The organism is Phycobacter sedimenti (assembly GCF_038148855.1).
Classification (GTDB): Bacteria; Pseudomonadota; Alphaproteobacteria; order Rhodobacterales; family Rhodobacteraceae; genus Phycobacter; species Phycobacter sedimenti.
Map to the genome: position 1 here is coordinate 223,266 of NZ_JBBVGR010000007.1, position 12,386 is coordinate 235,651.

The 12,386-nt window shown below is 62.0% G+C and carries 13 protein-coding genes; 5 read left to right on the top strand and 8 right to left on the bottom strand.

Annotated elements, in window-relative coordinates; all coding sequences use genetic code 11:
- Positions 1 to 18 precede the first annotated feature (18 nt).
- Together AADA15_RS14040 and phbB are read left to right on the top strand one after the other, a co-directional pair.
- Entirely contained in the window at positions 19 to 1,194 is a 1,176-nt protein-coding gene (locus tag AADA15_RS14040) for an acetyl-CoA C-acetyltransferase (RefSeq protein ID WP_341642181.1), read from the top strand.
- 190 nt (positions 1,195 to 1,384) lie between these two features.
- Positions 1,385 to 2,107 carry an acetoacetyl-CoA reductase gene (gene phbB / locus AADA15_RS14045; RefSeq protein WP_341642182.1) on the top strand — a complete coding sequence of 241 codons (723 nt, stop codon included), beginning with the start codon at positions 1,385 to 1,387 and terminating at the stop codon, positions 2,105 to 2,107.
- 79 nt (positions 2,108 to 2,186) lie between these two features.
- On the opposite strand, the gene AADA15_RS14050 is transcribed toward phbB, so the two are convergent.
- Entirely contained in the window at positions 2,187 to 2,333 is a 147-nt protein-coding gene (locus AADA15_RS14050) for a hypothetical protein (protein WP_192965539.1), read from the bottom strand.
- A gap of 115 nt (positions 2,334 to 2,448) precedes the next feature.
- Between AADA15_RS14050 and AADA15_RS14055 the strand changes: the two genes are divergently transcribed.
- Both AADA15_RS14055 and yddG read left to right on the top strand, forming a co-directional pair.
- Entirely contained in the window at positions 2,449 to 3,396 is a 948-nt protein-coding gene (locus AADA15_RS14055; RefSeq protein WP_192965538.1) for a transcriptional regulator GcvA, read from the top strand.
- Positions 3,393 to 4,289: an aromatic amino acid exporter YddG gene (gene yddG, locus AADA15_RS14060; RefSeq protein ID WP_341642183.1), complete on the top strand. Its 897-nt coding sequence runs from the start codon at positions 3,393 to 3,395 to the stop codon at positions 4,287 to 4,289. The genes AADA15_RS14055 and yddG overlap by 4 nt, the downstream gene beginning before the upstream one ends.
- Positions 4,290 to 4,438: 149 nt before the next feature.
- Here yddG and AADA15_RS14065 read toward each other — a convergent pair whose 3' ends face one another.
- The 3 genes from AADA15_RS14065 to AADA15_RS14075 form a co-directional block, all read right to left on the bottom strand.
- Complete coding sequence (locus AADA15_RS14065; protein WP_341642184.1) at positions 4,439 to 4,618, bottom strand: YdcH family protein; 180 nt, start codon at positions 4,616 to 4,618, stop codon at positions 4,439 to 4,441.
- A 278-nt stretch (positions 4,619 to 4,896) separates the two neighbouring features.
- The gene (locus AADA15_RS14070; RefSeq protein WP_341642185.1) at positions 4,897 to 5,670 is read right to left on the bottom strand and encodes a tRNA1(Val) (adenine(37)-N6)-methyltransferase; all 774 of its coding nucleotides are present in this window, start codon (positions 5,668 to 5,670) and stop codon (positions 4,897 to 4,899) included.
- On the bottom strand, positions 5,667 to 5,882 hold the full coding sequence (locus tag AADA15_RS14075) for a putative signal transducing protein (RefSeq protein ID WP_341642186.1): 216 nt from the start codon (positions 5,880 to 5,882) through the stop codon (positions 5,667 to 5,669). Before AADA15_RS14075 ends, AADA15_RS14070 begins: the two co-directional genes overlap by 4 nt.
- 57 nt (positions 5,883 to 5,939) lie before the next feature.
- On the opposite strand from AADA15_RS14075, the gene AADA15_RS14080 reads away from it, so the two are divergent.
- Positions 5,940 to 6,938, top strand: coding sequence for a polyprenyl synthetase family protein (locus AADA15_RS14080; RefSeq protein WP_341642187.1), 999 nt, complete (start codon positions 5,940 to 5,942; stop codon positions 6,936 to 6,938).
- 376 nt (positions 6,939 to 7,314) lie between these two features.
- Here the strand turns inward: AADA15_RS14080 and AADA15_RS14085 are convergent, their stop codons facing one another.
- From AADA15_RS14085 to soxR, 4 genes are all read right to left on the bottom strand, one after another.
- The gene (locus AADA15_RS14085; protein ID WP_341642188.1) at positions 7,315 to 8,154 is read right to left on the bottom strand and encodes a 4-(cytidine 5'-diphospho)-2-C-methyl-D-erythritol kinase; all 840 of its coding nucleotides are present in this window, start codon (positions 8,152 to 8,154) and stop codon (positions 7,315 to 7,317) included.
- Entirely contained in the window at positions 8,144 to 9,883 is a 1,740-nt protein-coding gene (locus AADA15_RS14090; RefSeq protein ID WP_341642189.1) for a tetratricopeptide repeat protein, read from the bottom strand. Before AADA15_RS14090 ends, AADA15_RS14085 begins: the two co-directional genes overlap by 11 nt.
- 169 nt (positions 9,884 to 10,052) lie before the next feature.
- Positions 10,053 to 11,702 (bottom strand): electron transfer flavoprotein-ubiquinone oxidoreductase, encoded by a 1,650-nt coding sequence (locus AADA15_RS14095; protein ID WP_341642190.1) that lies wholly within the window; start codon positions 11,700 to 11,702, stop codon positions 10,053 to 10,055.
- A gap of 166 nt (positions 11,703 to 11,868) precedes the next feature.
- On the bottom strand, positions 11,869 to 12,357 hold the full coding sequence (gene soxR / locus AADA15_RS14100; protein ID WP_341642191.1) for a redox-sensitive transcriptional activator SoxR: 489 nt from the start codon (positions 12,355 to 12,357) through the stop codon (positions 11,869 to 11,871).
- Between the last annotated feature and the right edge of the window lie 29 nt (positions 12,358 to 12,386).

Consider the following 12,386-nt stretch of genomic DNA (forward strand, 5'->3'; position numbering starts at 1 on the left):
GGCAGAGGACCCATATAAATGACCAATGTTGTAATCGCATCCGCCGCGCGGACCGCCGTCGGTAGCTTTGGCGGCGCGTTCGCCAATACCCCGGCCCACGATCTGGGGGCTGCCGTTCTGGAAGCCGTCGTCGCCCGCGCCGGGATCGACAAGAGCGAAGTTTCGGAAACCATCCTTGGTCAGGTTCTGACTGCGGCCCAGGGTCAGAACCCTGCCCGCCAGGCCCATATCAACGCAGGCCTGCCGATCGAAAGCGCGGCCTGGGGGATCAACCAGGTCTGTGGCTCGGGTCTGCGCGCCGTGGCCCTTGGCGCTCAGCACATCCAGCTGGGTGACGCCTCGATCGTCTGTGCAGGCGGTCAGGAAAACATGACCCTCAGCCCCCATGCGGCTCACCTGCGTGCGGGTCACAAGATGGGCGACATGAAGTATATCGACACAATGATCCGCGACGGCCTGTGGGATGCTTTCAACGGCTACCACATGGGCCAGACCGCCGAGAATGTTGCCGAAAAATGGCAGATCTCCCGCGATCAGCAGGACGAATTCGCCGTCAGCAGCCAGAACAAGGCCGAAGCGGCGCAGAAGGCCGGCAAATTCGCCGACGAGATCGCTGCCTTCACCGTGAAGACCCGCAAGGGCGACATCGTGGTGGACCAGGACGAATACATCCGCCACGGCGCCACCATCGAAGCGATGCAGAAACTGCGCCCCGCCTTCACCAAGGACGGCTCGGTCACCGCGGCCAACGCTTCGGGTCTCAACGACGGCGCCGCCGCCACCCTCCTGATGAGCGCCGATGAAGCCGAAAAGCGCGGCATCGAGCCGCTGGCGCGGATCGCCTCTTACGCGACCGCCGGTCTTGATCCGTCGATCATGGGTGTCGGCCCAATCTACGCGTCGCGCAAGGCGCTGGAAAAGGCCGGCTGGAGCGCATCGGACCTGGATCTGGTCGAAGCCAACGAAGCCTTTGCCGCGCAGGCCTGCGCGGTGAACAAGGAAATGGGCTGGGATCCCGAGATCGTCAACGTCAACGGCGGCGCCATCGCCATCGGCCACCCCATCGGCGCCTCGGGCTGCCGGGTGCTGAACACGCTTCTGTTCGAGATGAAGCGGCGCGGCGCCAAGAAGGGCCTGGCCACCCTCTGCATCGGCGGCGGTATGGGCGTCGCCATGTGTGTGGAGCGCCCGTAATTTGAGCGTAAAACCTGACATAACAAGGGGCGCCACTGTGGCGCCCTTTTCTTTTATGCTTCAAAGGTTTGTAGGGGGTGCGACAATTTATGCGGCACCGCAGCAAAATTCTCCGCGAAATATTGTTGCGCATAATTGACCCTGCATGTAGCAAGATTACCAAGCAAATGAATCACTGGAGGAAAACTCAATGGCACGTACTGCACTCGTCACCGGCGGCTCCCGCGGCATCGGCGCAGCAATTTCCAAGGCGCTGAAGGCCGAAGGCTATAACGTCGCGGCCACCTATGCCGGCAATGACGAAGCCGCGGCCAAGTTCACCGAAGAAACCGGCATCCAGACCTACAAGTGGAATGTTGGCGACTACGATGAAAGCAAGGCCGGCATCGAAAAGGTCGAGGCAGATCTTGGCCCGATCGACGTGGTCGTCGCCAATGCCGGCATCACCCGCGATGCCCCCTTCCACAAGATGACCCCCGAGCAGTGGCACCAGGTGATCGACACCAACCTGACCGGCGTGTTCAACACCATTCACCCGGTGTGGCCCGGCATGCGCGAGCGCAAGTTCGGCCGCATCATCGTGATCTCCTCGATCAACGGTCAGAAAGGCCAGTTCGCCCAAGTGAACTATGCCGCAACCAAGGCCGGCGATCTGGGCATCGTGAAGTCCCTGGCGCAGGAAGGCGCCCGTGCAGGCATCACCGCCAACGCCATCTGCCCCGGCTACATTGCCACCGAAATGGTGATGGCGGTGCCGGAAAAGGTCCGGGAATCGATCATTGGCCAGATCCCGACCGGCCGCCTGGGTGAGCCCGAGGAAATCGCCCGCTGCGTGACCTTCCTCGCCTCTGACGATGCAGGCTTTATCAACGGCTCGACCATTTCGGCCAATGGCGGACAGTTCTTCGTCTGATCCCGGATCGGACGCGCCAAACGAACAAGGGCCGGTCCATCAGGACCGGCCCTTTTCAAATCCCGTAAGGACATGCGCGCTATGCCCAGCGGGAAACTCCAGCGTGAACCAAGCTGGGCTTGCTGCGGCGAAACAGCCGCGCCCAGAAGGACTTCAGAACCTGACCGCGTTCCGCGTGGGCGCGCTGCATGGCCAGTTTGATATCTGCGTTGGCTGTATATTCCATCTTGCAAACCTCCGTTTCGGATCAGCATCGTTAACTTGATCTGAATATGAGCTACCGGAAGACAGCTTACAAACGAGACTTTTCATTCACTCAGTTAAGTATTACTTATGTGACTATGCCAGATCGCCTACCTCCCTTGACCGCCCTGCGTGCCTTTGATGCCGCTGCCCGCCACATGTCTTTTGCCAAGGCAGCAGAGGAATTGAACGTGACGCCCGCCGCCCTGTCCTTTCAGATCAAATCGCTCGAAGAGCATTTGGGCGAGCCGCTGTTCCGCCGCCTCAACCGCGCGGTCGAACTGACCGAAGCCGGACGCACCCTGGCCCCGGGCGCCGCCGAAGGCTTTGAAATCCTGGGTGATGCCTGGCGTGCAACCCGCCGCCTGCAGGACAACAGCACCCTTACCGTGACGGCCGGTCCGGCTTTCACGGCAAAATGGCTGGCGCCCCGTCTGTATGAGTTCGCCCGCGCCCATCCTGAAATTGATCTTCGCTTCTCGGCCACCCTCCGGATGATGGATTTTGACCGCGATGAGGTGGACGTGGCGATCCGCTTCGGTCTCGGCCCCGACGAAGGGTTGTGGTCCCTGCCGCTGCGCAATGAATGGCTGACGCCGGTCATGACGCCGGAGCTGGCGGAAAAATACACCACGCCGGAAAGCCTGACAGAGGCGCCGCTCTTGTTCGACGAATCCCTGCACTTCATCACGCCGCCCTGTGACTGGCCCGCCTGGTTTGCCAGCCAGGGCATTGATTTCGCCCCTTCCCACGGCGCCCATTTCTCGCAGGCGGACCACGCGGTTGACGCGGCCCTTGCCGGCGTTGGTGTCGCCCTTGGACGCAGGGCTGTCATTGTTACCGACCTCCATGCGGGCCGCCTGGTGGCCCCCTTCAAGACGGCCATCGGGATCCAGGGCCGGTTTCGCTTTGTCTGCGCGAAGGGCACCGAAGATCGCCCCCAGATCAAGGCGTTTCGCGATTGGTTCATGGGAGAGATTGAAAAAACCTCGTATGTGTCGGAAGGTTTCGAGATTATCCCCGTGGAAGAGATCTCCCTGAAATGACTGCCACCTCCCCCGACACCCGCGCGCAAGGCCGGGCCACCGCGATTGGATTTGTGGCGGTTCTCTTGTGGGCGCTGCTGGCCCTTTTCACCGTCGGCACGGCGCCTGCCCCGCCGCTCCTGCTGAACGCGATCTGCTTCACCATCGGCGGCTCCATCGGCCTTGCCTGGACCTTGCTGAGCGGCGGGTTGCGAGAGCTGCGCTACGTGCCTTTGCGCGTCTACCTTTTTGGCACACTGGGGCTTTTTGGCTATCACGCGCTCTATTTCTCGGCACTGCGGCTTGCCCCCGCTGCAGAGGCGGGGCTGATCGCCTATCTCTGGCCGCTGCTGATCGTCCTGTTCTCAGGACTTCTTCCGGGTGAGCGCCTGCGGCTCGGCCACCTTTTCGGGGCGCTTTTGGCTTTTGCCGGTGCCGCGACGATCCTCGGCGGCGGAGCAACCGGCATCGACACCCAGTATTTGCCCGGTTACGGGCTGGCCTTTCTCTGCGCGCTCACCTGGTCCAGCTACTCTGTCCTGTCCCGCCGGTTGGGCAATGCGCCGACGGCCTCTGTCGCCATCTTCTGCCTTGCAACGGCGGTTTTGTCCTGGGGCATGCATTTCGCACTGGAAGAAACCATTTGGCCAGACGGCGCACTCGGCTGGCTGTCCGCCATCGGGCTTGGCCTTGGTCCGGTTGGGCTGGCGTTCTACGTCTGGGACATTGGCGTGAAAAAGGGAGACATCCAGCTTCTGGGCACCAGTTCCTACGCGGCGCCCCTGTTGTCGACCCTGATCCTTGTGCTTTTTGGGGTCTCTGCTCCGACATGGTCGCTGGCCATTGCGGCCCTGCTGATCACCGCCGGAGCCCTGCTTGCCGCGCGCAGCAGCGCAAAAGCCGACCACTCCTGACTGACTTGAGTGCGCACACCCAAATGCCTTGAATACAAAAGGGCTGCCGTGGTTCGGCAGCCCGGTCTTGGGTCGTTCCGAGGTATGCGGCAGCGCTCAAAAGCGCCGCCCCAGGTCAAGTTCCCCGGTCCACTGCCGGGACGGGTGGCTCAATGCGCAACTTCGGCGACCGAAAGTCGCGCAATCTCTTCCTTGAGCTTGAGTTTCTGCTTTTTCATGGCCGCAACTTGCAGACCGTCCGCGCCGGGTGCGCGTTGGGCCTGTTCGACTTCCATGCTGAGGTGCTCGTGCTTCTTCTTCAGTTCAGTCAGATGCGAGCTTAGGCTCATGCCGTTCCTCCTTTTTGAGCAAGATACGCCCTGCGCTGTGCAGGACATTTCAAGTGGAGCACAAGAAATCGAATCTGTCACGCTGCAGACGCACGGTTTTGTCATCAAATTGTCGCATAAGCCAAAGACCGCCAAAATCGACCGCTCCCATCGGCAAAAAGGGCGCAATTGAAGCGTCAAAAGATCATGCAAAACTTGAAGGACGTAGGCCGCACCCCCATATGAGCGCGGCTTCAGGAAGCTTGATCTCCGCCGAATACTACCGTTGAGAAGCCAAATCACCTAGACGACGGCCAAGGAAGGGGCGCAGCCTGCCGCAACACTGCAGAGATCTCGCAGGTGTAACTCTCCCCATCCTGCTCGTGGCGCAGCCCTTCATGCAGGACCAGCGGCGCATGAAGCCGAAACGCGGCCCTCCCTCCCTTGCACGCGCGCAGGATCACCAGTTCCGCCGCCCGCCCCTGCCGCGGCGCCAAAGGCAGAACTTCGATCGAGCCAAGCCGCCCCTCGCAAGCCATCAACATGTCCGGCAAACGGTCCGCGCGCTGGATCATGTGCAGAGAGCCGCGCGGGGCCAGCCGTTTGGCCGCAACCGAGATCCACGCCTGCAAAGGGGTTTCCTCGCCCAGCGCCACCCGGCGCCCGGCATCATGGGCCTGACAGTGCGCTCCGGTACGATAGTATGGCGGATTTGCGATGACTCTGGAGAACTGGCGTTGGCGCAAAGCAGGGGGCAGCGCTGCCAGATCCGCCTCAAGGACCTCAACCACCTGCCCATTGAGTGCGGCGTTGCGACGCGCCAGATCTGCATAGGCGCCCTGCACCTCCACACCGGTCAGAGACAGGCCATCGAGGCGCGCACCGAGGCACAAAAGCGCCTGCCCCGCTCCGCAGCCCAGCTCAAGCACACTGTCGCCGGGCTCTGCCCCGACGCTGGCCGCAAGCAAAACCGGATCCACACCCGCACGGTATCCCTTCAGGGGCTGTAAAAGCCGCACCCGCCCGCCCAGAAAGTCGTTGCAGGTCAGGTCACTCTCCGAAAACCCGCTCATCGCCCCAGGGGGATTTCATTGTCCCGCATGACCTTCAGTGCCGGATCATAGTCATCAGGGTGGACCAGCAATCTTTGCGGAATTGCCCCTGTCCCACCCGTGAGGACGCTCATATTTACGTCCACATGAAAGCAGTCTATATCCTCACCCTCAAGAAGGGCGGAGGCGAAGGCAAGGACGGTTGGGTCGGTGCTGCGAAGAAGTTCCTTCATGGGGATGGATCTAAGAGCAAGGGACCTACCTTGTCGAGCGTGAAAGCCAAGAATGCAATGGACCAAGTGATAATGCAAAAGCCGCACGAGTTGCTTGCAGCCACCCTCAGCGAGGAAATGGCAGCGGTGAACGGCCTGATCCGTACGCGCATGACCTCTGAACATGCGCCCCGCATCCCCGAGGTGACCGCGCATCTGGTCGAGGCAGGCGGCAAACGCCTGCGCCCGATGCTGACCCTGGCCGCCGCGCGCCTGTGCGGATACGAGGGTGACAACCACGTTAAACTGGCCGCAACGGTCGAGTTCATCCATACCGCGACGCTGCTTCATGATGATGTGGTCGACGAAAGCGGCCAGCGCCGGGGCCGCCCGACGGCGAACCTCTTGTGGGACAACAAAAGCTCGGTTCTGGTTGGCGACTATCTCTTTGCCCGCAGCTTCCAGCTGATGGTCGAGACCGGCTCGCTGCGCGTACTGGATATCCTGGCCAATGCCTCGGCCACCATTGCCGAGGGCGAAGTCCTTCAGATGACTGCGGCAACGGACCTCAAGACGGACGAGGCCATCTATCTGCAGGTGGTGCGTGGCAAGACAGCAGCCCTGTTCTCGGCGGCGACCGAGGTTGGCGGCGTCATCGCGGGGGTGGATGAGGATCGGGTAAAGGCGCTTTTCGACTATGGTGATGCGCTAGGCATTGCCTTTCAGATTGCCGATGATCTGCTCGACTATCAGGGTGACAGCAAGGCCACGGGCAAGAACGTCGGGGATGATTTCCGCGAACGCAAACTGACGCTGCCGGTGATCAAGGCGGTCGCGCAGGCCAGCGATGAAGAACGTGCCTTCTGGATGCGAACCATCGAGAAGGGCCGCCAGGAAGACGGTGATCTTGAGCACGCCATGGCGCTGATGGAGAAATACGGCACACTTGAGGCCACGCGGCGTGACGCCATTGCCTGGTCCGACAAGGCAAAGGCAGCGCTCGAAGCCCTGCCGGATCACCCCATTCGCCAGATGCTGCATGATCTGGCCGACTACGTCGTGGCCCGCCTGCACTGACCTCGAAGGCACCGTTCTGGCCGCAATAGAAGCTCTCCCGCGCCCGCAGGCTCAGATGGCTGCGCCATCTCATCCCTGGCGGTCTTGGGCCCGGCATCGGGCAAAGGACCGATGCTGTCGCATATGAAGAACCGCCCCGTTTTCGTCAAAAACCGGGTCAAGGGAGGCGCAGCCTCCGCGCATCGCGCGGCTTGCCCTTGAGGCGGGTTTTGACAAGCCACACTTGCTCTGGCTCCTGATGAGCACAGATGCTCTTCAGGAGCCTCTCAGCAGAAACCTTCATCAGCGTGCCGCAGGCGCGCTGCCGGGCCCAAGGCTTTGCGCCGCATCTTTGATGCTGCGACAAAGGCGCGGGAGCACGCCGCCCGTCCTGAGGCTAGAGCAGCCGTCCGGCAGCAGCCCACCATTCCGGTTGGGCCGCACGGATCGCTTCGCTCGCGCGTCTTGCCTCGCCACTCTTCGGGGGAAACAGCGCAAAACACGTCGCACCCGATCCGGACATGGCCCAGAACAGCGCGCCCGTCGCCTCCAGAACCTCAAGAACCGAGCCAATCACCGGCTGCAGCGCAATGGCCGGGGCCTGCAGGTCGTTGCGCTGCCCTCCCAGCCAGTGCGCAAGCTCTGCGGCTGTTTTCCAATGCGGCAATTCCCGTGGCATCGGTGCATTCGCTGGCGAAGTCAGGCTGCGAAACACAGCCGGAGTGGACACAGATACCCCGGGATTCACCAACAGGATCTCACACTGCGGAAGGGCTGATACACGAGACAACGTCTCACCAATGCCTTCCATCCGCCAGCTGTCGGGCTTCATGCAGACCGGCACGTCAGCGCCAAGGGAGAGCAGATCCGATGACGCCGGCAGCTCCGTGCCCCAGTGCTCTGACAGCGCGCGCAGGGCCGCAGCCGCATCGGACGAGCCGCCCCCGATCCCCGCTGCGGCAGGCAAGTGCTTCTCGAGAACGATCCCTGCCCCCTGCCCTTCGGGTCTCATCAGCTGCGCCGCCTGCAGGACAAGGTTGGCGCCATCCGTGGGCACGCCCGCGGCTTTTGGCCCCGTGACCTGCAAGGATAGATCCGGCGCCGAGCGCACCCGAATCACATCCCCCACATCGCAAAAGGCCACCAAACAATCCAAAAGGTGATAGCCATCGGCGCGGCGGCCGGTCACATGCAGGGTCAGGTTGATCTTGGCCGGAGCAAAGGCCTCAACCGCCATTGGCAACCTTCAGAGGCTCCGCGCCTTCCTCGGCCAGAACCACGTCCAGCCCGACCTCCAGCTTTCGGCGGATGCGGTCCGGATCGGCCTCACCGTCTCCCTCGCCTGCGCGAATGAAGGAGAGCGCCCGCTTCCACTGGAATTCTGCCTCGCGCTTGCGGCCCACCGCCCAGAAGACATCGCCGAGGTGATCGTTGACCACCGGGTCCACCGGCATCAATTCGACCGCACGCTCCATATGGCCCACGGCCTCTTCATAGCGCCCAAGCCGGTACAACACCCAGCCCAGAGAATCCACGATATAGCCAGAATCGGGGCGGGCCGCGACGGCGCGTTCGATCATGTCCAGCGCCTCATCGAGGTTCTTGCGCTTTTCGACAAGAGAGTACCCGAGGTAGTTCAAGACCTGCGGACGGTCAGGCTCCAGCGCAAGGGACGCGCGGAAGTCGGCCTCTGCCTTGTTCCACATATCGAGCCGTTCATGGCTGATCCCGCGCGCATAGTACAGGAACCAGCGGCTGCCCGAGTCCTCGGGCGTGAACTCAAGCGCCTTGTCATAGGCGGCAATCGCACCTTCATAGTCTTCCTGCTGACGCAACAGGTCACCAAGACTGACATGCACTTGCGGCAGCTCTGGGTAGGCGTCGGCCAGATGGTTCAGGACCTCGGCCGAGGCATCGGGCTTGGCCGAGCGGCGCAGCGCCTCGGCCCGCCCCATTTCGGCAGCGTAATAATCGGGGTGCTCTCGCGGCACCTGCTTGTAGGTCTCGATCGACAGCGGGAACCGGCCCAGATCGTCCAGCAGTTCCGCGCTCAGCAGAACCGCGTCCACATGGACCGGATTGAGGGCCGCAGCCATCCGCGCGTACATAAGCACATAGTCACCGGGCTGCTGACCATTGAGCGCCGATCCCATCGTGAAAAAGACTTCGGCAATTCCTTCCAGCGGGGTGGCCGCGATGGAGAACCCAAGCGGCTCGCCCGCGTCCAGACGCGCACGGATATCAGAGATGGCAGGATCGTAGGCCGTCCCGAAAGCACCGTTCAGAACCTCGAGTGCCTTTTCGTTCTCTCCCAGTTGCGACAGGATCTGCAACCGCGCCAGAACCGATTGGCGCGACAGGCGTGTCAGCTTTCCGCCATCTGCCGCGAACATCTCTTCGGCCCCCTTGTAGTCGCCAACCGAGGCCAGGGCGAGCGCCTGGTGATAGTGCGCGTAAGGACGCAGGTTCTGATCCGCTGCGAGGGTTTCAAAGCTTTGCATAGCGGCAGATACTGCGCCTTCGCCCATATGGGCCCATGCGGTCAGAAGGCCATCCACCAGCGGATGAATATCCCGGATGGCAAGGTCGCGGGACAGAATATCGACAAAGGCCCCCCGCTGGGCAAAATCCCCGACCATGACCATATTGGCCGCATGGCTGCGCAGCTCCATCTGCCACAGGCGCTGCGCGACCGGGATGGCGTGCTTGATCTTCCCCTGTGCCAACTGGGCAAAGACCACATTCTCCATCAGCACCGGATTGCCAGGATCGCGCACCAGGGCGCGGGTGTAATACTCTGCCTGGGCCGAGAAGTCGCTGTCATAGGTGGCAGCGCGTCCGGCCAGATAGGCCCCGGCCAGACCATCGGCCTGCGCTGGTGACGGGGCCGCGAAGGGCACCGTCAGCGAGACTGCAAGCGCGACCAGCGCCTTGGATGACAGGGTGCGAAGAGTTTGAACCGGCACAGGGACCTCCCCCAAGGATGATGGATGACTGCAAGTGAAGTGTTGTGAAAAACGTAGTCCGCAGCCGCCCGACACGCAATGGGGCGCCCCGAGGGGCGCCCCACTTTTACGATATTTGTGGCAGGATTGGTGAAAACCCGCCCAAAGACGACCGCTGTACCGTCAAGCCTTACATGTTGGGATAGTTCGGCCCGTCACCGCCCTGCGGCGTGGTCCAGGTGATGTTCTGGCTCGGATCCTTGATGTCACAGGTCTTGCAGTGCACGCAGTTCTGGAAGTTCACCACGAACTCGGGCTTGCCGTCCTTTTCCACCACCTCGTAGACGCCTGCCGGGCAGTACCGTTGCGCGGGTTCCGCGTATTTCGGCAGGTTGACCGAGATCGGCGTATCCGCATTGCCAAGGCGCAGGTGGCAGGGCTGGCTTTCCTCGTGGTTGGTCATCGCAAAGGAGACGTTGGTCAGCCGGTCGAATGACAGGGTGCCATCGGGCTTCGGGTACTCGATCGGCTGGTGCTTGCTGGCTTCCTCGGTGGCCTCGGCGTCGTTCTTGCCATGGCCGAGGGTGCCGAACAACGACAGACCCAGGATGTTGTTGGTCCACATGTCCAGCCCGCCAAGGACGAGGGAGGCCGTAAGGCCCCACTTCGACCACATGGGTTTGACGTTGCGCACCATCTTGAGATCCTTGCCGATCGCGCCATTGCGCACGTCAGCCTCATAGGCGGAAAGTTCGTCACCCGAACGGTCGGCCTTGATCGCCTCATAGGCGGCTTCGGCTGCGGCCTTGCCCGACAGCATCGCGTTGTGGTTGCCCTTGATGCGCGGCACGTTGACCATGCCCGCAGCGCAGCCCAGAAGCGCAACACCGGGCGCCACCAGCTTCGGCATCGACTGCCAGCCGCCCTCGGTGATGGCACGGGCGCCATAGGCGACGCGCTTGCCGCCTTTCAGCAGCTCGGCAACCATCGGGTGATGCTTGAAGCGCTGGAATTCCATGTAGGGATAAAGATGCGGGTTCTTGTAGTTCAGGTGCACCACGAAACCCACGTAAACCTGTTTGTTTTCCAGGTGATAGATGAAGGATCCACCGCCCGCGTTGGAATTCAGCGGCCAGCCCATGGTGTGGGTGACGGTGCCTTCCTTGTGCTTGGCCGGGTCGATCTCCCAGATCTCTTTCATGCCGACGCCGTATTTCTGCGGCTCCTTGCCATCGGACAGACCGTATTTGGCGATCACTTCCTTCGAGAGCGATCCGCGCACGCCTTCGGACAGGAAGACATATTTGCCGTGCAGTTCCATGCCCGGCTCGGTGTTGGGACCGTAGGAGCCGTCCGGCTCAAGGCCAAAGACACCGGCCACCACGCCTTTGACTTCACCGTTGTCGCCATAGATCAGCTCGGAGCAGGACATGCCCGGGAAGATCTCGACGCCCATCTCCTCGGCCTGCTCGGCCATCCAGCGGCAGACATTGCCCATGGAGACGATGTAGTTGCCGTGGTTGTTCATCAGCGGCGGCATCGGGAAGTTGGGGATCCGCACTTCGCCGGCTTCACCCATCATGTAGAAGTTGTCTTCCTTGACCGGCACGTTCAGCGGTGCGCCCTTTTCCTTCCAGTCCGGGATCAGTGCATCCAGGCCGCAGGGGTCCAGCACCGCGCCCGACAGGATATGGGCACCCACTTCGGAGCCCTTTTCCAGCACCACGACATCCAGGTCGCTGTCCAGCTGTTTCAAACGGATCGCCGCCGACAGGCCAGCAGGGCCGGCTCCGACGATCACAACGTCATATTCCATCGCTTCGCGTTCAATCTCGGCCATAGATGATGTGCTCCTTGGCTATCGTTCGTGTCTGTCCGCACCGGACAGATGGTCCTGGGCGCAATTTTCTTTCGCGGTTGCTTAGCGGCTGCAGAAAGGCAAGGTCAATGGATACTCTGCGTTACATGCAAGCAGAAGGGCGTTTTGCGTGCAATTCATGCCCATTTCAGCCACTATCCCCCTCATTATGAGCCTCCAGCCCGGGCTCGGGGCTGTCTCCCATCAGGTAGCGCGGACCGCTGCCCTTCTCTGCCGCCTTGTCCTGCGGATTATATAGCGCGCATCTGGGCAGGGACAGGCAGCCGCAGCCGATGCAGCCGTCCAAATTGTCGCGCAGCTTCATCAGCGTCTCGATTCGCCGGTCCAGATGCTCCCGGAAGTCGGTCGAGATCGCCGCCCAGTCCTCTTGTGTGGGGGTCCGCCCCCCCGGCAAGCTTTTGAGGAAACCGCGGATTTCCGGCAGGGAAAACCCGAACTGCTGGGCAATCATCACGAAACTGAGCCGCCGCAGGTCCGAGCGATGAAACCGCCGCTGCCCGCCCGCATTGCGCCAGGGCTCCACCAGCCCCTGCGCCTCGTAATAGCGGATGGCGGAAACGGCGAGCCCCGTGCGCTCTGCCAGATAGCCAATCGAAACCCCTGCCGTGCTTGCCATTGGGTGTCTCCTCCTGTGAGCAGAAATAG

Coding starts and splice junctions, on each gene's coding strand:
- AADA15_RS14040 (WP_341642181.1), top strand. CDS start 19: ATGACCAATGTTGTAATCGCATCCGCCGCGCGGACCGCCGTCGGTAGC.
- phbB (WP_341642182.1), top strand. CDS start 1,385: ATGGCACGTACTGCACTCGTCACCGGCGGCTCCCGCGGCATCGGCGCA.
- AADA15_RS14050 (WP_192965539.1), bottom strand. CDS start 2,333: ATGGAATATACAGCCAACGCAGATATCAAACTGGCCATGCAGCGCGCC.
- AADA15_RS14055 (WP_192965538.1), top strand. CDS start 2,449: ATGCCAGATCGCCTACCTCCCTTGACCGCCCTGCGTGCCTTTGATGCC.
- yddG (WP_341642183.1), top strand. CDS start 3,393: ATGACTGCCACCTCCCCCGACACCCGCGCGCAAGGCCGGGCCACCGCG.
- AADA15_RS14065 (WP_341642184.1), bottom strand. CDS start 4,618: ATGAGCCTAAGCTCGCATCTGACTGAACTGAAGAAGAAGCACGAGCAC.
- AADA15_RS14070 (WP_341642185.1), bottom strand. CDS start 5,670: ATGAGCGGGTTTTCGGAGAGTGACCTGACCTGCAACGACTTTCTGGGC.
- AADA15_RS14075 (WP_341642186.1), bottom strand. CDS start 5,882: ATGAAGGAACTTCTTCGCAGCACCGACCCAACCGTCCTTGCCTTCGCC.
- AADA15_RS14080 (WP_341642187.1), top strand. CDS start 5,940: ATGGACCAAGTGATAATGCAAAAGCCGCACGAGTTGCTTGCAGCCACC.
- AADA15_RS14085 (WP_341642188.1), bottom strand. CDS start 8,154: ATGGCGGTTGAGGCCTTTGCTCCGGCCAAGATCAACCTGACCCTGCAT.
- AADA15_RS14095 (WP_341642190.1), bottom strand. CDS start 11,702: ATGGCCGAGATTGAACGCGAAGCGATGGAATATGACGTTGTGATCGTC.
- soxR (WP_341642191.1), bottom strand. CDS start 12,357: ATGGCAAGCACGGCAGGGGTTTCGATTGGCTATCTGGCAGAGCGCACG.